This is a genomic window from Spiribacter halobius (assembly GCF_020883455.1).
GTDB lineage: Bacteria > Pseudomonadota > Gammaproteobacteria > Nitrococcales > Nitrococcaceae > Sediminicurvatus > Sediminicurvatus halobius.
On sequence record NZ_CP086615.1, the window covers coordinates 1,509,166 to 1,531,563 of the forward strand.

Sequence of the window (22,398 nt, forward strand, 5' to 3'; positions counted from 1 at the left end):
TTCGGGTCTAAGGAAGGTTGCGCCTCCGGTGACCTGCCTCTGCCACCCGTCCTCGCGAGGCACGCGCCGTACCGTTACGAGGGCATCGAGTACTCGTAATATCAATCGGTTGTGCGCAACTTTGAACTTTGAACATTAAACCTTGAACTTCAGCGCTGGACCCTCAGCCGCGAGCCTGACCTCCGTGCGCCGCCAGGGCCTCCGCGACCACGCCGGTCAGTCGCTTGGCCGTCGGCACGTGCAGGAACTCGTTCGGGCCATGGGCGTTCGAGCCCGGGCCGAGGACGCCGGTGATCAGAAAGCGGGCGTCCGGGAAGCGGTCGCTGAGCAGGTTCATCAGCGGGATGGTGCCGCCTTCGCCCATGAACACCGCCGGCTTGCCGAACCAGTGCCGCGAGGCCCGCTCCAGGCTGTCCCCCAGCCAGCCCTCGAAGCTCGGCGCGTTCCAGCCGTTGGAGGCCTGGGCCGGGTGGAACCGGACCCGTGCCCGGTGCGGCGGGCTGTCGGTGAGCGTATCGCCCAGGGCGCGGGTGGCGGCCTCGGCGTCCACCGTGGGCGGCAGCCGCAGCGAGAGCCGCAGGCGGGTTTTCGGGCGCAGGACGTTGCCGGCCTCGGCGAGGGGCGGCAGGCCGTCGGCGCCGGTGATCTCCAGCGCCGGCCGCCAGGTGCGGTTGAGCACGAGCTCGGTGGTGTCGCTGCTGAGCGGCTGGGTCTCGCCGGCGAAGGGGAACTTGCCCGCCAGCGCGTCGCCGATGACCTCCGCGGCCAGGCGCGCCTGGTCCTGACGTTCCGCCGGTATGTCGGCCTGCAGCGCCGGTAGCAGGATGTGGCCGGTGGTGGCCTCCTCGACCCGCTCCAGCAGGCTGCGGGCGATGCGGAAGCCCGAGGGCACCACACCGCTCGCGTCCCCCGAGTGGACCCCCTGCTCGAGGACGTCGATCTCCAGGTCGCCCGCGGCGATGCCGCGCAGCGACGTGGTGACCCAGAGCTGTTCATAGTTGGCGCAGCCGGAGTCCAGGCAGACCACGAGCTCGGGCCGACCCAGACGTTCGCCGAGATGGTCCAGGTAGTGGGGCAGGTCGTGACTGCCGCTCTCCTCGCAGCACTCGATCAGCAGCACGCAGCGGGCGTGGGGCACGCCCTGGGTCTCCAGGGTGGTGATCGCCTGCAGCGAGGCGAACACGGCGTAGCCGTCGTCTGCGCTGCCGCGGCCGTAGAGACGGCCGTCGGTAAGTACCGGATGCCACGGGCCCTTGTCCGCGTCCCAGCCGCTGGCCTCGGGCTGCTTGTCCAGGTGGCCGTAGAGCAGGACCTCGCCGGGGGCCGAGCCCGGGATCTCCACCAGCAGGAGCGGCGTGCGGCCGTGCAGGCGGATCACCTCGACCGTGCTGCCCCTGGGTGCGTGCTGACGGCACCAGTCCTCGGCGAGGTCCACCGCCTCGTCGATGTAGCCGTGGCTGGCCCAGTCCGGGTCGAAGTGGGGTGATTTGGCGGGGATGCGGATGAACTCGCAGAGGGTGGGGAGGATGTCGTCCTCCCAGGCGGCCTCCACCTGTTCGCGGGCGGTCGCGGGGTCCAGCTCGCGGGTCATCTCTGTCCTCCGGATTGTTCGGCGCAGTCGATGCAGAGGGTGGCGGCCGGGTCGGCCTGGAGTCTGCCGGGGGCGATGGGCTCTGCGCAGCGCAGGCAGTCTCCGAAGTCGCCGGCATCGAGCCGCCGCAGGGCGCTGTCGATGCGCAGCAGCTCTCGCTCGGCGCGCTGTCGCGTCGCCTGTGCCATGGCCTGGGACTGCAGCGCATCCATCCGGGTAAGGCGCCCGGTGCGCTGCTGGTCGAGCTCGACCGTGGCGGCAGCCTCAGCGCGGCCGTCGCTGCCGGCGGCGAGGGTCTCGCGGCGCCTAAGCAACGCGGCACGCAGTGCCTCGGGGTCGATGTCCTCTCGCATCCGTGGATGGTAGCGCCCGGGGCAGGGATGCGGCCAGTCGCGGCTAGGAGTCTGCGCCGTAGAAATCTTCCGAGCGAGATGGTCCCACGGCGAGGCGATTTGCCCGCTCGTGCGAGGCGCATAGTGGTGACTATGCAACGAGCGCGAGCGGTCAAAGCGGCCGCAGTGGGGCCGCCGCAGCCGGGAGACGTTCTACGGCGCAGACGCCTAACGCGCATCGGTGAGAAGTGCGGGCTGGGATCAGGCGGTGAGATCGGCAGCGGCCGGGGTTGCCGGGATCCAGGGCGTATCCAGCACGTAGCGCTCCTGCTCCCGGTTCTGGATGGCCCCGGGTCGGGCGCTGCGCACCAGGGCGACGGCGTCCTCCGGCGTGCTGCCGAGCTCCACCAGCAGCCGTGCCGCCACAGTACCGCTGCGCCCGAGCCCTGCAAGGCAGTGCAGCACCACGTCCTCGCCGGCATCCAGATGGGCATGGATGGTCTGGCCGGTCTGCTGCCAGGCCCTCTCGAAGGCCGCACCCGGCGCCCGGAAATCGGCGATCGGGCAGTGGAACCAGGCCAGGCCCGCAGCCTGGCTCTGGGCCGCCAGGTCATGCACCCCCATCAGGTCGAGCTCGTCCGCCTCCACCAGGGTGATCAGGGCCCGCGCGCCCCAGCGGCGAATGGCCTCGAGGTCCCGGCGGATGCCATCCGGCTCCACGCCCACCGAGCCGAACAGCCTCCAGCGGCCGGGGCAGGCGGTCATGCCGAGACGGGCCCCGGTGCGGAGGTGAAGGGCATCGATACAGATGGGCTGTGGCAAGTGTCGGCCCCGTCGCGGTTTGCGATGCTGCGTTGCCACAAGGGTAGGACACGCAGGCGGTTTCGGCTACAGCGGCGGGCGGTCCGGGATCCCGGGCAGCTCGACGGTGAGGCGGGCACCGCCGAGCGCGCCCTCGGCGATGTGCAGCCGCCCGCCCCGGTCGCGAACCAGCTCGGCCACCAGGGCGAGGCCGATGCCCTGGCCGGGCACCTGCTGGTCCAGGCGCACGCCGCGCTCCAGGACACGCTCGCGGACCCCGTCCGGAATACCGGGGCCGTCGTCCTCCACCACCACGGTCAGCGTACCGTCGTGCTCCTGCCAGCCGGTGACGCGCACCCGGCTGCGGGCCCATTTGAAGGCATTGTCCAGCAGGTTGCCGAGCAGCTCCATCAGCTCGTCCTCGCTGCCGGCGAAACGCAGCTCCGGCCGGCAGTCCAGCTCGAGCTGGACGGGGGCGCCGCGGTGGCCGTAGGCGCGGGCCAGCGTCCGGCCGAGCCGCTCGGCCACGGCGCGCACCGCGGTCCCCTCACCGGTCACGGCGGCACCGAGGCTGCCCCGACGCACGTGGTAGTCGATGCTGCGGTCGATGCGCCCGATCTGCTCGCGGGCCTCCGCGAGCCCGCTCGGGTCGGGGTCGTCGAGCACGCCGCCGACCACGGCCAGGGGCGTCTTCAGGCTATGGGCGAGATTGTCCAGGTTCTCGCGATGACGGGTGGCGCGCCGTCGCTCCGAGGCCACCAGGGTGTTGATGCGCCGGGTGAGCTCGGCGATCTCCAGAGGGTAGTCCTCCGCCAGCCGCTCCCGCCGGCCCTGCTCGAGGGCGGCAAGGTCCCGCCGCACCCGCCGCAGTGGCGCCAGCGACCAGCGCAGCAGCCCCGCCTGGAACCCCAGCAGCAGCAGGCCGCCGGCACCGAGCCAGCCCCAGAGGCGGCGCCGGAAACCGCCCATCTGCGCGGCAAAGGCGCGGTCGTTCTCTGCCACCACCACGGTGAAGCGCTCGAGCTCGCCGTCGGCGGTCTCCCAGTCGAGTCCGTAGCGCAGGCGGAAGCCGCGGCCGGTCTCCGCCGGCAGCTCGAAGCGGCTCTCGCCGGCCGCCGCAGCCGGCGGCGCCCGGGTGTCGTGGCCCATGGTGGAAGTGGAGCGCCAGAGGATGCCGCCGTCCGGGGCCACCAGCCAGGCGTACAGGCCCGAGCGCGGCTGCCCGAGCCGGGGCTCCGGCAGGGGACCTTCCAGCGCCGGGCCCTGCGGCCCGATCTCGATGGCGGCCAGCAGCGTGTAGACCTGCCCGAGCAGGCGTTCGCGCTGGGCGTCCAGCGCGCTGGCCCGGAACGCCGCCTCCAGGGCGAGACCGATGGTGACCAGCGCGAGCAGGGTGACCGCGATGGCCGCCACCAGCAGGCGCCGGCGCAGCGAGCCGCCGGCCGACGACGTCACGTCCGCTCCAGCGCCAGCCGGTAGCCGCGCCCGCGCAGCGTCTCGATGGGCCGCAACGTGCCGTCCGGGTCGAGCTTGCGGCGCAGGCGGGCGATGATCACCTCCATGACGTTGCTGTCACGCTGGTCATCGTCCTCGTAGAGGTGTTCCACCAGCTCGGTCTTCGAGACCACCTCCCCGGCGTGATGCATCAGGTAGGCGAGCACCCGGTATTCGAACGCGGTGAGCTCCAGCGGGGCACCGTGCAGGCGTACGCTCTGGTCGCGTGTGTCCAGTGCCAGCGGGCCGCAGGCAAGCACCGGATCGGCCCAGCCGCCGGCGCGGCGGAGCAGCGCCTGCAGACGGGCGCGCAGCTCCTCGCGCTGGAAGGGCTTCACGACGTAGTCATCGGCGCCGGCCTCGAGGCCGGCCACCTTGTCCTGCCAGCGCCCGCGGGCGGTGAGGATGAGAATCGGGTAGCGATGCCCCTCCGCGCGCAGGCTGCGGATCAGCGCAAGACCCTCGGTGCCGGGCAGGCCGAGGTCGACGACGGCGAGATCCAGCGGATGATGGCGCCCCATGGCGAGGCCGGCATCACCGTCGCCGGCCTCGTCCACGACGAAGCCCTCCTCGCGGAGCCAGGCCGCGAGCCGCTGTCGCAGCCCGGTCTCGTCCTCCACGATCAGCAGCCGCATCAGCGGATCTCGCCGGAGCGGGCGTCGACGTCGAACACCCGCACCCGACCCTGGGCGACGAGGACGCGGACCTGATGGATCTCCCGCCCGCCGCGGCGGATGGTGCGGGCGCTCAGCACGCGGCCGTCGGTGCGCTCGGCGACCCGACGGACCGCCTGGTCCAGGCTGATACCGCCGCTGCGGCTCGGCGCATACTCCTGGCGCAGCCCGCCATCGGGCTGGCCGAGGCCCTGGGCGACGACACCGCCCGGCAGCAGAAAGGCGATCAGCAGTACCAGGGCGAGGCCCCGCCAGCCCCTCATGGCGCCCCCTAAAGCTCCGGCGTCACACCCACGCGCAGCCGCACGCGGTCACCGGGGCGGCGATCGGTGCGGACGACGTACTCTTCGCCATCATAGCGGTAGTGGACGTCGTAGCCGATGGTCCGGCTCTCCCAGTGGACCTCCTCGACCACCTCGCAGCGGGTCTCCCAGCGATCGTGCACCCGGGCATGGCGGTCGCGGTTGGCGAGCTCGTCGCCGATGCCGGCGCCGAGGATGGTGCCGGCGACCGTGGCCACGCGCCGGCCGTCCCCGCCGCCGATCTGGTTGCCCGCAATGCCGCCGATGATGCCGCCGACCACCAGCCCCGCGCGGTTGCGCTCCGGCTCCTCGACGTAGGTGACGCGCTCATCCCAGCATTCCTCCCGCGGCGTTGTGACCCGCACGTCCCGTGTCACCGGCTCGACGTGGGTCACCGGCGCCCAGGTGTAGTGCACATGCCGATCCCCCCCGGCCAGCGCCGCCCCCGGCAACACCAGCGCCGCCGCGAGTCCGAGTACCGTAATGGGCCTGATCATGACAGCCTCCTGTTCTGGTTGCCGATCCGTGGCGTGAGTATCCGTTGCGGGGCCTGAACCGGGGCTGAACGCGGCGCGTTGCGGCTAGTTGCAAGTTGCAAGTTGCAAGTTGCAAGTTGCAAGCGGGAACGGGAGCGCGCGGTAGCCTTTTTGCTTGCCACTTGCCACTTGCCACTTGCCACTTGCCACTCAGAACTCCCAGACCCAGGGCACCATCCCCAGGGTCACCCCCATTACCAGGGCGTTCAGCGGCAGGCCGAAGCGGAGGTAGTCGGCGAAGCGGTAGCCGCCGGGGCCGTAGACCATGAGGTTGGTCTGGTAGCCGATGGGTGTGGCGAAGGCGGCGGAGGCGGCCATCATCACGACGACGACGAACGGGGTGAGGCCGGCGCCCAGCGTCTCCGCGGCCGAGACCGCGATGGGGAACACCAGCACCGCGGCCGCGTTGTTGGTGATGAGCTCCGTGCACAGGAGCGTGACCAGGTAGATCGCGGCGAGCACGAGCAGCGGCTCGCCACCGGCCAGGTCGACCAGCTCGCCGGCCGCCACCGCTGCGGCGCCGCTCTGGGCTATGGCCTCGCCGAGGCCGAGGGCGGCGCCGATCACCAGCAGCACGTTCCAGTCGACATGCCGGCGCGCCTCGGGGCCGGTGACACAGCCGGTGAGCACGAGCGTCCCGGCGGCGAGCAGCGCGGCGTTGAGCAGCGTCAGCACGCCGCTCGCCGCGAGGGTGACCATGCCGGCGAGCGTGGCAAGCGCGATCCAGGCGCGGTCGTGGCGCCGCGGCGTGGAGTCCTCGACGCCGCTCACGAGGAAGAAATCGCGGGCGTTGCGCTGGCGCTGGAGAAAGCTCGGATGGGTCTCCAGCAGCAGGGTGTCACCCGCCTGCAGGACGATGTCGCCGATCTTGCCCGGCAGCCGGCGGCCGCCGCGGGCCACCGCGATCACCGCCGCCTGGTACTCGGCGCGGAAGCGTCCATCACGGATGCTGTGACCCACCAGCGGGCAGGCGTCGGAGACCACGGCCTCCACCAGGCAGCGCTGCTCCCGGGGGGCTGTCAGCCGGTCCACCCGGTCGGCCGCCGGCTCGATGCCGCGCATGCGGTGCAGATCCACCACGGATTCCAGCACCCCCACGAAGACCAGCCGGTCACCGCCGTGCAGGCGCTCGCTCGGGGCCACCGCCGGCAGCAGCTCGCCCTCGCGCTCGATCTCGGCGAGAAAAAGCCCGGGCAGGTGCCGCAGACCGGCGGCCTCGATGCTGCGGCCCACCAGGGGGCCGTCCCGCGCCACGCTCACCTCCACCGTGTAGCGGCGCGGATCCGGGGTCTCGCCGAGGGCGCTGCCGCCGGCGGGCAGCAGGCGCGGGCTGGCGAGCAGGATGTAGCCGATCCCCACCACCGTGGCGGGCACGCCGACCCAGGCGATGTCGAACAGGCCGAGGCCATCGAAGCCGGGCTGGGCCCGGGCCAAGCCGTCGACGATGAGGTTGGTGCTGGTGCCGATGAGCGTGCAGGTGCCGCCGAGGATGGCGGCATAGCTGAGCGGCAGATAGAGCCGTGAGGCGGGCAGCCGGCAGCGGCGGGCGAGGTCGTTCACCACCGGCAGGAAGACGGCGACGATGGGCGTGTTGTTGAGGAAGGCGCTGAGCCCGGCGACCGGCCCGAGCAGCCGCAGCTGGGCGGTGAAGAGCCGCCGTGGGCGCCCGAGCAGCGGGTCGGTGACCAGACCCACGGCGCCGGTATGCACAAGCCCGGCTGCGACGACGAACAGCAGGCCCACGGTGATGAGTCCGCTGTTGCCGAACCCGGCCACCGCCTCTGCCGGGGCCACGAGGTGCTCGGAGCCGGTCAGGGCACCCACGGTGATGATGACGGTCAGGCCGCCGAACAGGCCGCTGACGGGCCGCGCGCGGCCGCTGGCCAGAGCGAGGAACACAGCCACGACCACGGCGACGGTGAGCCAGGCCTCCCAGCGCATCGGTGCTCTCCCTGGTGCCGGGTCTCAGCCGCGACGCCCGCCGAGCTCGTGGGGGGTGGCGCGGCGTGCCAGCGAAGGCGGCGGCGGGCTTCCCGCGAGCAGCGCCGAGAGCACCTCCACACCGGTCACGAGCCCGGGTCCGGGCCGGCTGAAGTGGCGATTGCCATCCACGGCATGGACCGCGCCCGTGCGGACCGCCGGCAGGGTGTCCCAGCTGGGTCGGGCGGTGAGGGCCGGCAGCGTCCGCGCCGCTGCCTCGAGCCCGAGGCCGCAGGGCATCAGAATGATGACCTCCGGGGCGAAGTCCCGAACCTCGTCCCAGGACACCGTCCGCGAGTGTGCGCCGGGCACCCCAAGCGGCTGACCCCCAGCCAGCCGCACCATCTCCGGTACCCAGTGCCCGCCGATGAACAGCGGCTCCGGCCATTCCACCGTCAGCACCCGGGGGCGCCGGGTCGGCAGCCGGCGCGCCGCGGCCAGTCTGGCTCGCAGCTGCGCCAGCAGCCTGGGCCCGACGGACCCGGCACCGGCCGCCTCGGCAATGTGCGCGATCTCCGCGAACACGCCCTGCAGGTCGCGGGCGTCCAGGGAGAGAACGCTGGCGCCGGCCACGGCCTCGGCGGTGAGCCCGCCCGGTGTCGGCGCGCAGACATCGCAGAGCGACTGGGCGAGCACCAGGTCCGGTCGCAGCGCCGCCAGGGCGGCGGCATCGACCTGGTAGAGCGGCGCGCCGCGCGCGCTGCGCTCGCGAACCTCGCGGTCGATGGCGGCAGGGGTCTGGGCGGGGTCGATCAGGGCCTGGCTGACGCGGGGCCGGTCCAGCACCGACGCCGGCGCGTCGCAGTCGGCGGAAATGCCCACGAGGGCGTCTTCCAGTCCCAGCGCGGCCACCGTCTCGGTGGCGCCGGGGAGCAGGGAGACGATACGCTCTGCCCTCGTCACGGCCGGGCCCGCCCGCGCCTGCAAGAGCTTTTCCCAGGATGGCGCGAGGCCATGATCCCGCTCCGCGACGACAATCCGACCCGACGTACGCCGGTGCTCACGCCGGCGCTGCTCGGCGCCTGCGTGCTGGTCTTCCTCTGGCAGGTGAGTCTGCCGCCGGAAGCGGCCCGGCAGGCGGTATACGCCTTCGGCGTGACGCCGGCGGTACTCACCGGCGCCGCCCGGCTGCCGGCGGAGGTGGCGGCGGTTCCGGCCTGGCTGACGGTGTTCACGTCCATGTTCCTCCACGGGGGCTGGCTGCACCTGATCGGCAACATGCTCTATCTGTGGATCTTCGGCGACAACGTCGAGGATGACCTCGGCCACGGCCGGTTCCTGCTCTTCTACCTGCTCTGCGGCGCGGCGGCGGTGGCGGCCCAGGCCGTGCCCGCCCCGGAGTCCACCGTGCCCATGATCGGGGCGAGCGGCGCCATCTCGGGGATTCTCGGCGCCTATCTGGTGCTGCACCCGCGGGCGAGGGTGCTGGTGTTGATTCCGCTCGGGCTGTTCAGTCAGCTGTTGCGGCTCCCGGCGATGCTGGTGCTTGGCCTCTGGTTCGGGCTGCAGCTGCTGTCGTCCCTGGGCCAGGGAGATGGCGGCGGCGTCGCCTTCCGCGCCCATGTCGGCGGATTCGTGGCCGGGCTGGTGCTGGCACCGCTGATGCGCCGTCGCGCCGTCCGGCGCGGGCGATAGGAATCAGTCCTCATCGTCTCGCCGGGGTTCCGAGGCCTGGCAACGCGCCCGAAGCGATCAGTAACGCCGGCCGCGGCGGCGCTGAGTCGTATGGTGGCTCTCGATCCAGGCCTGCTTCTGCAGGTGCGACTGCACCTCGCGCTTGAGGTGGTCCTCGAAGGCGCGCGCCTCCAGCTCCAGCTCCACGCTCTGCAGTAGGGACTCCAGCTCCTCGCGGCTCATCTCGGAGAGATTGACTGACGATTCCACGGGTATGGCTCTGCGTCCTTGGTGGATGAATGATCGCCCACTGCCCGTCTCCGGCACCGTTCGGGGCGGGCCGGCCGGGGGCGTGGACGGTTTCGGTGCGCAGACCCGGGGTGCGGGTCAGCGGCTGTTGAACTTCTCGGCCAGCTTCTCCAGCCGGGCCTGCTTGCGCTCGACCTGGCGCGACTGCTCACGGCTGCGGCGGCGCTCGGCGGCGCGGGCCTTCTGGGCCTCGCGCTGGGTGCCGGCGTGCTGGCGTGCCTCCTCGGTGACCTCGCCGGCCGGGCGCCCGTGGAGGTCGATCCGTGGCATGCCCGCCATGATCGCCTCAAGGTACGACGGCGAGCGGGTGTAGCGGGCGAGGGCCTGCTTCATCAGCCAGTTGGGCGTCTCCGCGAACTCGGGGTCCGCGTCCAGGGCGGCGCGCAGCTCCTTCTGGATGCCGATGGCGAGCGGCTTGACCTGCCGGCGGTCGGTAGTGAAGCACTCCGGGAACCGACGGGTCAGCTCGGTGACGAAATCCCGCGCACGCTCCGCACGACGCTGCTTCTGGCTCGGCGTGTTGGACATCGGGGCCATTCCTGTCGCGGGCATGCGGTGCGGCGCGCGGCTTGCCGGTGGAGCATACCCCAAGCAGCGGTTCGGGGACAGCCCGTCGGCGCGGTTGTACGGCACGGCCGTCGAACGCATATGATGGGGTAACCAGCCCGTCGGCAGGAACGAGGTGAAGTCGATGAACGCCGATCACCCGATCCGCAAGCAGCAGCTGCTGGAGATCCTCGAGGAGAGCCCCTTCGAGCATCTCACCAGCAGTGTCCACGTCATGGACCAGGATCACGGCGGACGCCACGAACTGGCCGGCGTGTCCATTTACTCCAACGCCCGCGGCTGGATGGCACAGGTCAACTGGCGTGCCGTGGTGGATACCGACGAGATCACCCTGCGCGTGGGCGACGGTGACAGCGGCGAGCGCGCCTACGAGCTCCGGGACGAGCGGCGCATGCGCCTCAGCGTGGAGGACGAGGGCGGCCTCCCGGTGAGCGAGGACGAGGTCTCGGCCCTGGTCGCCCAGTCGCCGCTCGCCAAGAGCTGGGAAGAGGACGTGGTCGGCGTGCTCAAGGAGACGCGGGAGCGTCAGGCCACGGTGCACTGACCCCGAGGCCTTCACGACCGATCACCGCGGGCCCGCCATCGGCGGGCCCTTTTGCGTGCGAGGCCCGGGCTCCCGTCGCGCCTGATGGCGAGGCATCCTGTGTGTGGTGCCGGTCACAGAACGCGCAGCCGGCCCTCAGGACCATGGAGTCTGCCAGGGAAAACGGCTGCCAGGAGGCCTGCCATGAGCAACACCCTCGTCGATTACAGCCTCACGCTCGTCCTGCTGTCCTACATCGTCTCCGTCGTCGGCGCCGGCTCGGCGCTTTTCGTCGCTCGCCACATCCGGGGCGGTGACGGCGGCCAGCGGCCGCTGTGGCTCGCGCTGTCCGCGCTGCTCCTCGGCGGCTGTGCCATTTGGGCGATGCACTTCGTCGGCATGCTGGCGTATGACCCGGGGATCCCGGTCGCCTATGACGGGCCGCTGACCGCCGTCTCCTTTCTCGTGCCGGTGCTCTTCACCGGCGGCGCGCTCTACACCGTCCACCGCTGGGAGCATTCCCGCGGCGTCTGGCTCGCGGCGGGGACGGTCATGGGGCTCGGCGTGGCCGCAATGCATTACTCCGGCATGGCAGCCATGCGCATGGCTGCCACCATGAGCTACAACCCGATCCTGGTTGCGGTCTCCATCCTCATCGCCATCATCGCGTCCATGGTGGCCCTGTACATCCTTCTGCAGTGGCGGGGCATGGCCCGCTACCTCAGCGCGGCCGTCATGGGCGTGGCGGTCTGCGGGATGCACTACACCGGGATGGCGGCGATGAATCTGGTGCCCTCGCAGGGCCCGGTGGACTACTTTAGCGGGGCCCTGTCGCCGCAGCTGATGCTGCTGCTGGTGACGCTCACCGCCTTTGCGGCCTGCGTGATCAGCGTGTTCCTGGCGCTCAACGACGATGGCGACATCGTGGCCGGCTGAGGGCGGGAGCCCCGCTCCGGGGCTCCGAGACCGGACAATATTTCCGCAACGATCATTAAACGTGCGAGCATCGTAGACCCCGCGACAGGCGCCCCGCCCGGGCGCCGCGCGCCGGATCAGGGGTAAAACGATGACCAAGCATGTGTTCGTGATCGGGCTCGACGAGTTCAATCTGCGCGAGCTGCAGACCGTCCACAACGCCTCCGAGTACGAATTCCACGGCCTCGTCGACTACGACGTCATGGTGAACCCGCCGTCCTATCCGATGGCGGAGATCATGGCGGACGCCCGCAAGACGCTGGCCGAGGCGCCGTCCGTCGACGCCATCATCGGCCACTGGGACTTCCCGACCACCTCGATGCTGCCGATCCTGCGCCGGGAGTACGGCCTGCCGACGCCGTCGCTGGAGAGCGTGCTCTACTGCGAGAGCAAGTACTGGTGCCGCATCGCCAACGAGGAGGCGGTGCCGGAGTGCACGCCGCCGTTCCAGGGGCTCGATCCCTACAGCGACGATCCCGTCGCCGACCTGCAGATGGAGTACCCGTTCTGGCTCAAGCCGACCACGGCGTTCTCGTCCTATCTCGGCTTCCGCATCGAGGGCGAACCGCAGTTCCGCGAGGCCATGGACACGATCCGCGAGCACATACACGTGTTCGCCGAGCCCTTCGACTACATCCTGCAGTCCTGCGAGAACCGTGAGCGGCTGCCCGCCAAGGGCAGCGGGGCGACGGTCCTCGCCGAGGGGCTGATCGGCGGCAACCTGTGCACCCTCGAGGGCTATATCCAGAACGGTGAAGTGGTCACCTACGCCGTGATCGACTCGCTGCGCGGCTCCAACAACGTCAGCTTCCTGAGCTATCAGTACCCCTCGCAGCTGCCCGAGGGCATCCAGAACCGGATGAAGGCCCACGCCGAGAAAATCCTCACGCACATCGGCCTGGACCACACGCCGTTCAACATGGAGTTCTTCTGGGATCCGCTCACGGACCGGATCTGGCTGCTGGAGATCAATCCGCGGATCTCGAAGTCCCACTGCCCGATCTTCCAGATGGCGACTGGTGCCTCGCACCACGAGGTGGCGATCGATATTGCACTGGGCCGACGGCCGGACTTCCCGCGCCCCGAGGGCCGCTTCCCCATGGCGGGCAAGTTCATGCCACGGGTGTACGGCGACGCCCAGGTCACGCGCGTGCCCTCGCCGGCGGAGATCGAGGCGATCCACCGGCACTACCCGGAGCTCATCGTCCACGTCTACGTGGAGGAGGGTATGTGGCTCTCGGAGCTGCGCGGGCAGGACAGCTACAGCTTCGAGATCGCCGATCTGTTCATCGGCGGTGCCAACGAGGAGGAGCTGCACGCCAAGTTCCGCGAGACGATGCAGCTGCTGGACTTCCAGTTCTCGGCGGTGCTGCCCACCAACTACGGTTGAGGCCGGTGGGAGGGGGTGGGAGGGTAGACGGGGTCAAGTCTTGACATGACAGTTGCGGCTGCAGCCGCAACTGTCATGTCAAGACTTGACCCCGTGTCCCGGGCCTTATCCACGCCCTTTCCTGGCGTTCCGGTACTCCTGCTCCAGCAGCGAGAGGACCCGCATGGAGGCGAAGCCCTCGCCCTTGCGGACGCTCTCCCGGGCGATGCCCTCCTCGACGAAGCCGAGCCGGCGGTAGAGGCCCTCGGCACGGCGGTTGTCCAGGGCGACGTTGAGCCAGACCCGGTGGCAGCGGGCGACCTCGAAGCAGTAGCGCAGCACCAGCCGCACGCCGGTGCGCCCGTCACCGCGGCCCTTGCCGGCGATGACGATCCGCCGCAGCAGGATGCTGCCGTTGGGGTCGTCCACATCCTCGAGCAGGGCATAGCCCACCGGTCCGTCCGGGCGCTCGAGGATCCAGTGGGCCGTGCCGGGTCGCTGCAGGCTTGCGCGGTGCTCTGCCTCGCTCCACTGCTCCACGTGCCGGGCATTGTCCGGCTGGCGCTCGAGGCCGACCACGAAGGCACAGTCGTCGGGACGGGTAGGGCGCAGGGTGAGGCCCCCGATGGTCAGGGGCAGTTGATCGCGTTCGAGTCCAGGCATGATGCGAGGATATCCGGGTTGGTAGTGATCGGGTTTGACCAGCGGCCTCGCTCGGACAACTATGCAAACAGGCTCGCAAGGAGAAACCGGCATGGTCAGACGTACCGCCTTCGTGGACCCGGATCACGTTCGGGAGCGTCTCGTCTCACTGATTCGCATTCCCTCGGTCACCGGCCAGGAGGATGCCGCCGTTGGCCAGGTCGCCAACTGGCTGCAGCAGCTCGACGTCGAGGTCGACTACTGGAACGATGGCATCGCCTCGCTGCAGAAGGATCCGCGCTACCCCGGGCACGAGGTGGAGCGGGCCTGGGCGCCGGTGGCCGTCGGCGTGCTGCGCGGGGAGCAGCCGGGGCCGAGCGTGCTGCTGACCGGTCATATTGACGTCGTCCCGCCCGGTGACTACAGCCGCTGGCGCGACGAACCCTTTTCCGGGGTGGCCCGCGGCGATCGCATCTTCGGCTGCGGGGCCGGCGACATGAAGGCCGGCCTGGTGGCGGCCATGGTCGCCTTCGAGGCCTTCGCCGAGAGCGGTCGCAACTTCCCCGGGCGGGTGATCTTCGCGGCCGTGCCGGCGGAGGAGGACAGTGGCCTCGGCACTCTGGCCGCCATCCGCGGCGGCTGGGAGGCGGATGTCTGCATTGTACCCGAGCCGACGGTGCAGAACGGCTACCCGGAGCTCGTCATCGCCCACGCCGGGGCGATGTCGCTCAAGGTGGAGGTGCCGGGCAAGTCGGCCCACGCCAGCAAGCGTCTGCAGGGGGAGAGCGCCCTGGATCACTTTCTCACCGTCTACAAGGCCATGCGCGAGGACGAGCGGCGCGTCAACGAGGGCGAGACCCATCCGCTGATGAAGGTCCACCCGCTGCCGTACGCGACCAACGTCGGCACCATCCGGGGCGGACTCTGGTCCTCCAGCGTCATGGATTCACTCGAGGCCCAGGTGCGCGTCGGCGTCGCCCTGAACGAGACCATTGAGCAGGCCGAGCAGCGCTTCCGCAGCGTGATCGACGAGTTCATTCGCGAGGACCCGTGGCTCAGCGATCACCCGCCGAAGATCAGCCGCCTGGCGTCGGGCTTCGGCTCCGCGCGTACGGCGGAGGATCACCCGCTGGTGCACGCGCTGGGGGAGTCGGCGGAGGAAGAGTTCCGCCGCGCGCCCACCGTGGCCGCCGCCCCCTACGGCTGCGACATGTCCGGCTGGGTGCGGCACGCCAACACGCCCACCGTGGTCTACGGCCCGGGGGAGATCGATCTCGCCCATGCGCCGAATGAGTCGGTGTCACTGGAGACCACCTACAAGGTCGCGCGTACCCTGGTAAAGACCACCGAGCGGCTGCTGGAGATGGATGCCGACGACCTGCGCCTGCGGCGGCAGCCGGCATGAACGAGCGGGTGGCGCGATGAAGGTAGTGCGCTCCTTCCCCGAGGGCGTGGACGTCATCGAGAACGTCTGGATCCCCATGCGCGACGGCGTGCGCCTCGCGGCGCGCCTGTGGCTGCCCGCCGGTGCCGAGAACGCGCCGGTGCCGGCGGTGCTCGAGTACATGCCCTACCGCAAGCGCGACTTCACCCGCCTGCGGGACGAGCCCCTGCACCATTACTTTGCCGGCCACGGTTACGCCGGCATCCGGCTCGACGTGCGCGGCACCGGGGACTCCGAGGGCATCCTGCGCGACGAATACCTCGCCCAGGAGCAGGATGATGCCGTCGATGCCATCGACTGGATCACCCGCCAGCCCTGGTGCGACGGCAGCGTCGGCATGATCGGGCTGTCCTGGAGCGGGTTCAACTCGCTGCAGGTGGCCGCGCGCCGGCCCCCGGCGCTGAAGGCGATCATCACCATGTGCTCCACGGATGACCGCTACGCCGACGACGCCCACTACAAGGGCGGCTGCCTGCTGAACGAGAACCTCGCCTGGGGCTCGGCCTTCTTCTCGCTCAACGCCTGCCCGCCGGACCCGGAGGTGATGGGCAAGGGCTGGCGCGAGCTCTGGCAGCAGCGCCTGGAGCACAACCGGCTGTTCCCGGCACTGTGGATGCGCCATCCCCACCGGGATGAATACTGGCAGCACGGCTCCGTCTGCGAGGACTACGACGCCATCGAGTGCGCCGTCTACGCCGTGGGCGGCTGGGCGGACGGCTACGTCAACGCCATCCCGCGGCTGATGGAGGGGCTGTCCTGTCCGCGCAAGGCGCTAATCGGCCCCTGGCCCCACGCCTTTCCCCATGCCGCCGTGCCGGGGCCGCGCATCGGCTTCTTCCAGGAGGCGGTGCGCTGGTGGGACTACTGGCTCAAGGGCGAGGACAACGGGATCATGGACGAGCCGCCGTTCCGCGCCTGGCTGGAGGAGTGGATCGCGCCGGCGCCGGTGCACGACGAGCGCCCCGGGCGCTGGGTGGCGGAGGAGGCATGGCCGTCGCCACGGATACGCCCGCGGCAGTGGTATCTGAACGTCCTGTCGCTCGGCGAGCGGCCGGATGCGCAGGACGCCGTGCGGGTCCGCTCGCCCCAGACCTGCGGCCTGCGCGGCGGGGACTTCTACGGCTTCGGCGCCGAGGGCGACGCGCCGCTGGATCAGCGGGCCGACGACGGCAAGTCGCTGGTGTTCGATTCCGACCCGCTGACCGAGACGCTGGAGATCCTCGGCGCGCCGGTGGTGCACCTGGAGCTGAGCGCCGACCGGCCGGTGGCCCATATTGTGGTACGGCTGAACGACGTCGCCCCGGCCGGGGCCTCCGGCCGGGTCAGCTACGGCGTGCTCAACCTCACCCATCGCAACAGCCACGAGCACCCCGAGCCGTTGCAGCCCGGTGAGCGCTACCGGGTGCCCGTGCAGCTTAACGACATCGCCTACTCCTTCGCCTGCGGGCACACGCTGCGCGTCGCCATCTCCACCACCTACTGGCCGATGATCTGGCCGGCGCCGGAGCCGGTGGAGATCACCATCCACACCGGCGCCAGCCGGCTCGAGCTGCCGGTGCGCCCGCCACGGCCCGAAGACGCCCAGCTGCGCGCCTTCGAGCCGCCGGAGCGGGGCCCGGAGCCCGAGCACACCCCGCTCGAGATAGTCGGCTACCAGCGCATGGTGGAGCTCGACCTCACCACCGACGAGACCGTCTACACCACCTTCGGCGACGGCGGCGACTTCGGCGGCGCCGCGCTTGCCCGCATCGAGGACATCGACCTCACCCTGGGCTACACCGCCCGCAAGACCTTCCGCATCAACGAGCACGACCCGCTCACCGCCCGGGCCGAGATCGAGCAGAAAACCATCTTCCGCCGCGGCGACTGGAACGTCCGCCTCGAGGCCCGCACCGCCGTCACCAGCGACGCGGACAACTTCCGCGTCACCGCCATCCTCGAGGCCTGGGAAGCCGGCGAGCGCGTCTTCCAGCGCGAATGGGACGAACAGGTCCCCCGCCGGCTGCTATGACGCCGTAGCGCGTTTCTGCGCGGGGTTTCAACACAACGACACCACGACACAACGGATCACCACGTTCATGACGCCTTCGTGGTGACCCGTTGTGTCCGTTGTGTCGTTGTGTTGCAAGTCGGCGCCGGAGCTTGCCGCGGCCGCGACACGGTGAGCTATCCGGGCTACACCTCTTCGCCGCGTTCCGATGCAAGACGACGGTAGAGGCGGAGGAGGGCGATGATTTCGGGGGTGTCGCCGGCGGCGCGGCGGGCTCGGACCAGGAAGCGGCGGGCGCGGTTGGCGTAGCCCTCGTCCCAGCCCATCTCCTCCACCACCGCCAGGGCCGCCTGGGCCGCGGCGCGGTTGGCAAGGCCGGACTCCGGCAGGCGCTCCGCCACCCACTGCAGCTGCTTCAGTGCGTCCTGCCGGCGCCCGGCGGCGAGGGCGAGGCAGCCGGTCTGGTAGGCGTCGGCGGTGCGGGCATCGGCACGCAGGGCGGCCAGATCCGCGCGCCAGGGTGAGGCGGAGCGGCCGCTGCGCAGCCGGCCGAGCAGGCCGCGGAGCCCGCGCCGGCGCTCCAGCAGCGGCGGCGCCGGCAGCTCGGCCATGGGGTCCTCCGCCCGTGGCGCCACGGGGCGATAGAGCAGCGGCGTCACGAACAGCGTGAGCGGCGTGCTGACCGCCAGGCCGAAGACGATGGAGGCGGCCACCGGCCCCCAGATCAGGGACTCGCCGGCGAGCCCCGTGGCCAGCGCGAACAGCCCGGCGATGGTGGTCAGGGAGGTGATCAGCACCGGCACCACCCGCCGGCGGGCCGCCAGCACGATGGCCTGGCTCGGCGTCGCCCCGGCCCGGGCACGGGTGTTGGCCGTGCTCACCAGCACGATGCCGGCGTTGACGGCGATGCCGGCCAGCGCGATGACGCCGTAGAGGGTGTACAGGCTCAGCACGCTGCCGCTCGCCAGCAGCCCGAACACCACGCCGGTAAAGGCCATGGGGACGGCGGCGAGGATGATCAGCGGCTGCAGGTAGCTGCGGAACTGGGTGGCGAGAATCAGGTAGACCAGCCCGGTACCCGCCAGGAACAGCAGGGCGAGGCTCGACAGGCTCTCCTGGATGTCATCCAGCTCGCCGGTGAAGTCCAGCTGCACGTCCGGGAAGCGCTCCGCCGGCCCCGCGGCCCAGCGCTCGGCGATGGCGCGGTTGACGGAGACGGTGTCGGTCACCGCCTCGTCCAGCTCCGCCTGCACCGAGATGGCGCGGCGGAAGTTGTAATGGCGGATCACCGCCCGGCCGCGACCGGTATCGCTGTGCACCAGCTCGCTCAGGGCCACCGGCCGCCCGTCCGGGAGGCTCAGGGTGCTGCGGCCCAGATCCCGGATGCCGCCGGCGAGCTGGTCGCGATCGGCGCGTACGCGGACGTCCAGCGTGTCGCCCTGATCCTGCATGCTGGCGACGATCTCGCCGTCCACCAGCAGCCGGATGTCGCGGATCACCCGGGCCGGGTCCAGCCCGGTGCGCACCATGGCGTCGGCGTCCAGCCGCAGGCGGTATTCGAGGCGCCCCGGGGCATCGTCATCGCGGATCTCACGCACGCCGGGGATTTCCGCCAGCAGGCTCTGCATGGCGTCGGCGGCGGCGGCCAGGCGCTCCAGGTCATCGCCCCGAAGCTTGACGTTCACCGGCGGCTCGGTGGGCGGCCCGGTGGTGACCTGCTGGAAGGAGAGGCTGGTGGGGCCGGGGATCTCCGCCAGCTGCGGCCGCAGATCGTCGACGATGGCCTCGACGCTGCGCCCGCCCCGTGTGCGCGGGTGCAGGCTCAGGGTCACCTGGCCGTACTCGTCGCCCACCAGCGGCTCGGCATCGGTGAACTGCACGCCGGCGACGCTCGCCGAGCGGCGCAGCTCGCCATCGCCGAGGCGACCCAGCGCAGCGGCCTCCAGCGCCCGGGTCACCTCCAGGGTCTTCTCCAGCCGGGTGCCGGCGGGCAGCTCGGCATCCACGTACACCAGCCGCGCCGAGTCGGTGGCGAAGAAGTCCACCCGCAACAGCCCCGCCTGCAGCACACCGATGGCGGCCACGAACAATGCCAGCACGGTGATGGCGGTGAGACGCGGCCGGCGCAGCGCCGCGACCAGCGCGCGCCCGTAGCGCAGGCGCAGCTGCCGGGTCCAGCGCTCGCGCAGGGCCTGGATGCGGCCGCCCGCCGCGGGATTGGGCCGCAGCGCCAGCAGGTGGCTCGGCAGCATCCAGAACGCCTCCAGCAGGCTCAGGGCCAGGGCGCAGACGACGACGATAGGCGCGAGGCGCATGAAGTCCCCGAGCACTCCGGGGACCAGGGTCAGCGGCAGGAACGCCGCGCTGGTGGTGAGCACGGCGGCCAGCACCGGCGCTCCCACCTCCCGCAGGCCGCCGAGCACCGCCTCCAGAATGCTCTCGGCCCCGTGCACCAGCCGGTGGTAGACGGCCTCCACCACCACCACCGCGTCGTCCACCAGCATGCCCAAGCTGATGACGATGCCGAGCAGCACCACCACGTTGAGGCTGTAGCCCAGCACCAGCAGCAGCAGGAACACCCCGGCGAGCACGAACGGAATGCCGAGGGCGGCCAGCAGCGCGATGCGCCCGCCCAGGAACAGCCAGGTGGTGACCAGCACCAGTCCCAGGCCCACGAGGGCGTTGCCCTCCATGACCGCCAGCGCGTTGCGGGTCACCCCCGTGCGGTCGTCGAGCAGAACCATGCGAACGCCGGTCCGCGCCGCTTCCGCGTTGACGCCCTCCTGGTAGGCGGAGATCTCGTCCACCAGGCGCAGGACGTTGCCGTCCGCGCCCCGGTAGACCGCGAGCATCACTGCCGGATCGCCCTGGTGGCGGATTCGCGCCTCCGCCTCGGCGAAGCCCTGGCGCACGGTGGCGACGCTGCGCAGCGGCACCTCGCCGGCGGCGGCGACGATGGGCAGGTCGCCGAGGTAGGCGGGATCGTTGGCGGTGCCGGTAAAGCGCACCAGCCAGCTCTGCTCGCCGATGCCCACGGTGCCGGCGGCCACGTCGCGGAAATAGGCGCTGACGGTATCGGCCAGGGCCGAGGGCTGCAGGCCCAGGCCCTGCATGCGTTCCGGGTCGAAGCGCACCTGCAGCTCGCGGTCGCGCAGGCCGAAGCTGTCCACCCGCTCGACCTGGGAAAAGCGCTCCAGCTCATCGGCAATGCGGCGGGCGCGGGCCCGCAGGTTGCCGTCGTAGGCCTCGCCCACCACCAGCACCATCGCCGCGGGCTTGAAGTTGTCGCTGGTGGCCTCGATGAACACCGGCTGCTCGGCGGCGTCCGGCAGCTCCGAGCGTTCCGCCTGCACCTCGCGGCGCAGGTCGGTCAGGCGCTCGTCGAACTCGTCCTCGTCGAGGTCGCGGAAGCGCACCACGATGCGCGAGAACCCGGCACGGCTGTCGCTCGCCGAGAAGCGGATGTCCGGAATGCGGGCCACGGCGTCCTCCAGCACCTCCGTGACGCGTCGCTCCACGTCCCGGGCCGAGGCCCCAGGGTAGGTGGTCTGCACCTCCACCCAGTTGAAGTTGACCGAGGGATCCTGCTGGCGGGGCAGCAGCAGATAGGCGGCGCTGCCGGCCGCGAGCACCAGCACCATGGCCAGCGTGGCCAGGATGTGGTTGTCGATCAGGCGGCGGTACATCAGCGCCCGGTCACTTCCACGGCCATGCCGTCGCGCAGGGCGTAGCGGCCGTCACGGACGATGTCCGCCGACCCCTGCAGCCCGGGCACGGCCGCGGGCAGTCCGGCGACGGCCTCGTCCAGGGCGTGGTGGCGGGCGCGCCCGTCCTCGACCACGAACACGCCGAGGGTGCCGTCGCGCTCCACCAGCAGGTCGCTGGGTACGTGGGGCAGGGCGGCGGCCCAGTCGATGCGCCCGCTCTCACCCGGCAGCGGCGCCCTGCCGGTGGGCTCAAGCCGCACCTCGTAGCTGCGCAGCCGGCTCTCCAGCACCGGGATGACCCGGCGCAGGCGCAGTGGATAGCGCTCGCCGCGGCTGACGAAGTCCACGCTGGCCGCCCCCTCGAGGGCGTCCAGGTCCTGCTCCTGTACCCGGGCGCTGATCTCCAGCAGGCTGACGTCCACCAGCCGCACCAGGGGCGTGCCCGGCTCCGCCAGCTCGCCGACGCTCGCCAGCCGCTCGACCACCACGGCGTCGAACGGCGCCCGCACCTCGCAGCGCTCGATGTCACGCTCGCCCCGACGCACCTCCGCGCCCCGCCGCCGGACCTCGGCCGCGGTGCGCAGTGCCTCGGCCTCGCGCTCGCGATAGGCCTCCAGCGGCATCGCGCCCCGGTCCCGCAGCTGAGCGCCGCGTTCGCGGCGGAACTCGGCCAGGTCGCGCTGCGCCTGGGCAGCGGCGAGGGCGGCGCGGCTCGCCTCGAGGGCGATCTCGATATCCCGGCAGTCGAGCCGGGCGAGGACCTCGTCGGCGTCGATCCGGTCCCCGGGGCGCACCGGCAGCGCCTGCACCTCGGCCCCCACCTGCGCGGCGACACGAGTGTCGTTGAGGCTGACGGCAGTGGCCGGGGCGCTGCGCACGGGGTAGAGCGCGATCGCGTCCAGACGCTCGACGGTAACGGGCAGCGCCTCCTGGGCGAGCGCCGCCGTCGCCCAGCTGGCCAGCAGCAGTAGCGGGAGTGCCTTGATCATGCCGGCCTCCATAGCCGTGGACAGGCTGTGGCCCGGCTCAGCCGCGGCCGCCGAGGGATTCCAGGCGCCGGCCATGCCATGGCGAGTGGTAGCGGATGTCCCCGGGCGCATGGCTGATCACGCCGGACAGGAGTACCACGGCGATCAGCATGGCCGGCCCGCTCTGCGGCCAGCGCAGCGCCGCGACGAGCAGCAGCAGCTTCACGCCGATGGCAAGGCCGCGCAGCTGCAGCAGCCAGACGCCGTTGCTCCAGAGCTGCAGCGCCACCATGAGCACCCCGGTGATCACCGTCAGCCAGAGGTAGGCCTGCCACTGCGCGGGCGACACGCCGAACAGCATGCCCGCCCCGGCGCCGGCCGTGCCCACCAGGTGCAGGCTGCGCAGGGCGATGTTCACCCAGCGCTTGCCCGCAAAGCTGCGGCTCTCGGGCGGAAAGAGGGTACGCAACAGGCTCTCGGCCATGGCATCGGCTCGGCGCAGCGAAGGACGGCGGGAAACGGTAGCATGTCCGCATGACCGCGAAGACTAGGACATTGCCGGGCCTGCTGCTGCGACCCA

At 71.3% G+C, this 22,398-nt stretch carries 21 protein-coding genes; 6 read left to right on the top strand and 15 right to left on the bottom strand.

The window, feature by feature from the left end; translation table 11 throughout:
* Window positions 1-163 precede the first annotated feature (163 nt).
* The 9 genes from LMH63_RS06835 to LMH63_RS06875 form a co-directional block, all read right to left on the bottom strand.
* Window positions 164-1,591 carry a M20/M25/M40 family metallo-hydrolase gene (locus tag LMH63_RS06835; RefSeq protein WP_109677014.1) on the bottom strand — a complete coding sequence of 476 codons (1,428 nt, stop codon included), beginning with the start codon at window positions 1,589-1,591 and terminating at the stop codon, window positions 164-166.
* Window positions 1,588-1,944, bottom strand: coding sequence for a TraR/DksA family transcriptional regulator (locus tag LMH63_RS06840; RefSeq protein WP_109677012.1), 357 nt, complete (start codon window positions 1,942-1,944; stop codon window positions 1,588-1,590). Before LMH63_RS06840 ends, LMH63_RS06835 begins: the two co-directional genes overlap by 4 nt.
* 240 nt (window positions 1,945-2,184) lie before the next feature.
* A complete protein-coding gene (locus tag LMH63_RS06845; RefSeq protein ID WP_109677200.1) occupies window positions 2,185-2,688 on the bottom strand; it encodes a cyclin-dependent kinase inhibitor 3 family protein in 504 nt (167 codons plus the stop codon).
* A gap of 123 nt (window positions 2,689-2,811) precedes the next feature.
* Window positions 2,812-4,179, bottom strand: coding sequence for an ATP-binding protein (locus LMH63_RS06850; protein WP_109677010.1), 1,368 nt, complete (start codon window positions 4,177-4,179; stop codon window positions 2,812-2,814).
* Complete coding sequence (locus LMH63_RS06855) at window positions 4,176-4,853, bottom strand: response regulator transcription factor (RefSeq protein WP_109677008.1); 678 nt, start codon at window positions 4,851-4,853, stop codon at window positions 4,176-4,178. The genes LMH63_RS06850 and LMH63_RS06855 overlap by 4 nt, the downstream gene beginning before the upstream one ends.
* Window positions 4,853-5,155 carry a PepSY domain-containing protein gene (locus tag LMH63_RS06860; RefSeq protein WP_109677006.1) on the bottom strand — a complete coding sequence of 101 codons (303 nt, stop codon included), beginning with the start codon at window positions 5,153-5,155 and terminating at the stop codon, window positions 4,853-4,855. The genes LMH63_RS06855 and LMH63_RS06860 overlap by 1 nt, the downstream gene beginning before the upstream one ends.
* An 8-nt stretch (window positions 5,156-5,163) precedes the next feature.
* Window positions 5,164-5,691 carry a glycine zipper 2TM domain-containing protein gene (locus LMH63_RS06865; RefSeq protein ID WP_109677004.1) on the bottom strand — a complete coding sequence of 176 codons (528 nt, stop codon included), beginning with the start codon at window positions 5,689-5,691 and terminating at the stop codon, window positions 5,164-5,166.
* A gap of 189 nt (window positions 5,692-5,880) precedes the next feature.
* Window positions 5,881-7,671, bottom strand: a complete 1,791-nt coding sequence (locus LMH63_RS06870) for an SLC13 family permease (protein WP_109677002.1) — start codon at window positions 7,669-7,671, stop codon at window positions 5,881-5,883.
* Between the two features lie 24 nt (window positions 7,672-7,695).
* A complete protein-coding gene (locus tag LMH63_RS06875; RefSeq protein WP_158280319.1) occupies window positions 7,696-8,613 on the bottom strand; it encodes an ABC transporter substrate-binding protein in 918 nt (305 codons plus the stop codon).
* A gap of 51 nt (window positions 8,614-8,664) precedes the next feature.
* Between LMH63_RS06875 and LMH63_RS06880 the strand changes: the two genes are divergently transcribed.
* Entirely contained in the window at window positions 8,665-9,345 is a 681-nt protein-coding gene (locus LMH63_RS06880) for a rhomboid family intramembrane serine protease (protein ID WP_109676998.1), read from the top strand.
* Window positions 9,346-9,402: 57 nt separating this feature from the next.
* Here the strand turns inward: LMH63_RS06880 and LMH63_RS06885 are convergent, their stop codons facing one another.
* Window positions 9,403-9,594, bottom strand: coding sequence for a hypothetical protein (locus LMH63_RS06885; RefSeq protein ID WP_146205175.1), 192 nt, complete (start codon window positions 9,592-9,594; stop codon window positions 9,403-9,405).
* A 117-nt stretch (window positions 9,595-9,711) separates the two neighbouring features.
* On the bottom strand, window positions 9,712-10,161 hold the full coding sequence (locus tag LMH63_RS06890; protein ID WP_109676996.1) for a ProQ/FINO family protein: 450 nt from the start codon (window positions 10,159-10,161) through the stop codon (window positions 9,712-9,714).
* Window positions 10,162-10,324: 163 nt separating this feature from the next.
* On the opposite strand from LMH63_RS06890, the gene LMH63_RS06895 reads away from it, so the two are divergent.
* The 3 genes from LMH63_RS06895 (at window position 10,325) to LMH63_RS06905 (ending at window position 13,088) form a co-directional block, all read left to right on the top strand.
* Entirely contained in the window at window positions 10,325-10,744 is a 420-nt protein-coding gene (locus LMH63_RS06895; RefSeq protein WP_109676994.1) for a hypothetical protein, read from the top strand.
* 183 nt (window positions 10,745-10,927) lie between these two features.
* Entirely contained in the window at window positions 10,928-11,659 is a 732-nt protein-coding gene (locus LMH63_RS06900) for an MHYT domain-containing protein (protein WP_158280318.1), read from the top strand.
* A gap of 130 nt (window positions 11,660-11,789) precedes the next feature.
* Complete coding sequence (locus tag LMH63_RS06905) at window positions 11,790-13,088, top strand: ATP-grasp domain-containing protein (RefSeq protein ID WP_109676990.1); 1,299 nt, start codon at window positions 11,790-11,792, stop codon at window positions 13,086-13,088.
* Window positions 13,089-13,193: 105 nt separating this feature from the next.
* Here LMH63_RS06905 and LMH63_RS06910 read toward each other — a convergent pair whose 3' ends face one another.
* Window positions 13,194-13,730, bottom strand: coding sequence for a GNAT family N-acetyltransferase (locus tag LMH63_RS06910; protein WP_158280317.1), 537 nt, complete (start codon window positions 13,728-13,730; stop codon window positions 13,194-13,196).
* 91 nt (window positions 13,731-13,821) lie between these two features.
* Here LMH63_RS06910 and LMH63_RS06915 point away from each other — a divergent pair, with 91 nt between their 5' ends.
* Both LMH63_RS06915 and LMH63_RS06920 read left to right on the top strand, forming a co-directional pair.
* The gene (locus LMH63_RS06915) at window positions 13,822-15,114 is read left to right on the top strand and encodes an ArgE/DapE family deacylase (protein WP_109676986.1); all 1,293 of its coding nucleotides are present in this window, start codon (window positions 13,822-13,824) and stop codon (window positions 15,112-15,114) included.
* 16 nt (window positions 15,115-15,130) lie between these two features.
* The gene (locus tag LMH63_RS06920; RefSeq protein ID WP_109677197.1) at window positions 15,131-17,164 is read left to right on the top strand and encodes a CocE/NonD family hydrolase; all 2,034 of its coding nucleotides are present in this window, start codon (window positions 15,131-15,133) and stop codon (window positions 17,162-17,164) included.
* A 164-nt stretch (window positions 17,165-17,328) separates the two neighbouring features.
* Here the strand turns inward: LMH63_RS06920 and LMH63_RS06925 are convergent, their stop codons facing one another.
* From LMH63_RS06925 to LMH63_RS06935, 3 genes are read right to left on the bottom strand one after another with little or no spacing between them, the layout of a single operon-like run.
* The gene (locus LMH63_RS06925; protein ID WP_199225605.1) at window positions 17,329-20,829 is read right to left on the bottom strand and encodes an efflux RND transporter permease subunit; all 3,501 of its coding nucleotides are present in this window, start codon (window positions 20,827-20,829) and stop codon (window positions 17,329-17,331) included.
* Window positions 20,829-21,839, bottom strand: a complete 1,011-nt coding sequence (locus LMH63_RS06930) for an efflux RND transporter periplasmic adaptor subunit (RefSeq protein WP_158280316.1) — start codon at window positions 21,837-21,839, stop codon at window positions 20,829-20,831. The genes LMH63_RS06925 and LMH63_RS06930 overlap by 1 nt, the downstream gene beginning before the upstream one ends.
* 37 nt (window positions 21,840-21,876) lie before the next feature.
* Window positions 21,877-22,302 carry a hypothetical protein gene (locus tag LMH63_RS06935; protein ID WP_109676982.1) on the bottom strand — a complete coding sequence of 142 codons (426 nt, stop codon included), beginning with the start codon at window positions 22,300-22,302 and terminating at the stop codon, window positions 21,877-21,879.
* Window positions 22,303-22,398: the final 96 nt, after the last annotated feature.

Bases quoted from the DNA above. Each gene is read 5' to 3' on its own strand.
- LMH63_RS06835 (WP_109677014.1), bottom strand. From the start codon at position 1,591: ATGACCCGCGAGCTGGACCCCGCGACCGCCCGCGAACAGGTGGAGGCC.
- LMH63_RS06840 (WP_109677012.1), bottom strand. From the start codon at position 1,944: ATGCGAGAGGACATCGACCCCGAGGCACTGCGTGCCGCGTTGCTTAGG.
- LMH63_RS06845 (WP_109677200.1), bottom strand. From the start codon at position 2,688: ATGACCGCCTGCCCCGGCCGCTGGAGGCTGTTCGGCTCGGTGGGCGTG.
- LMH63_RS06855 (WP_109677008.1), bottom strand. From the start codon at position 4,853: ATGCGGCTGCTGATCGTGGAGGACGAGACCGGGCTGCGACAGCGGCTC.
- LMH63_RS06860 (WP_109677006.1), bottom strand. From the start codon at position 5,155: ATGAGGGGCTGGCGGGGCCTCGCCCTGGTACTGCTGATCGCCTTTCTG.
- LMH63_RS06865 (WP_109677004.1), bottom strand. From the start codon at position 5,691: ATGATCAGGCCCATTACGGTACTCGGACTCGCGGCGGCGCTGGTGTTG.
- LMH63_RS06870 (WP_109677002.1), bottom strand. From the start codon at position 7,671: ATGCGCTGGGAGGCCTGGCTCACCGTCGCCGTGGTCGTGGCTGTGTTC.
- LMH63_RS06880 (WP_109676998.1), top strand. From the start codon at position 8,665: ATGATCCCGCTCCGCGACGACAATCCGACCCGACGTACGCCGGTGCTC.
- LMH63_RS06890 (WP_109676996.1), bottom strand. From the start codon at position 10,161: ATGTCCAACACGCCGAGCCAGAAGCAGCGTCGTGCGGAGCGTGCGCGG.
- LMH63_RS06895 (WP_109676994.1), top strand. From the start codon at position 10,325: ATGAACGCCGATCACCCGATCCGCAAGCAGCAGCTGCTGGAGATCCTC.
- LMH63_RS06900 (WP_158280318.1), top strand. From the start codon at position 10,928: ATGAGCAACACCCTCGTCGATTACAGCCTCACGCTCGTCCTGCTGTCC.
- LMH63_RS06905 (WP_109676990.1), top strand. From the start codon at position 11,790: ATGACCAAGCATGTGTTCGTGATCGGGCTCGACGAGTTCAATCTGCGC.
- LMH63_RS06910 (WP_158280317.1), bottom strand. From the start codon at position 13,730: ATGCCTGGACTCGAACGCGATCAACTGCCCCTGACCATCGGGGGCCTC.
- LMH63_RS06915 (WP_109676986.1), top strand. From the start codon at position 13,822: ATGGTCAGACGTACCGCCTTCGTGGACCCGGATCACGTTCGGGAGCGT.
- LMH63_RS06920 (WP_109677197.1), top strand. From the start codon at position 15,131: ATGAAGGTAGTGCGCTCCTTCCCCGAGGGCGTGGACGTCATCGAGAAC.
- LMH63_RS06925 (WP_199225605.1), bottom strand. From the start codon at position 20,829: ATGTACCGCCGCCTGATCGACAACCACATCCTGGCCACGCTGGCCATG.
- LMH63_RS06930 (WP_158280316.1), bottom strand. From the start codon at position 21,839: ATGATCAAGGCACTCCCGCTACTGCTGCTGGCCAGCTGGGCGACGGCG.
- LMH63_RS06935 (WP_109676982.1), bottom strand. From the start codon at position 22,302: ATGGCCGAGAGCCTGTTGCGTACCCTCTTTCCGCCCGAGAGCCGCAGC.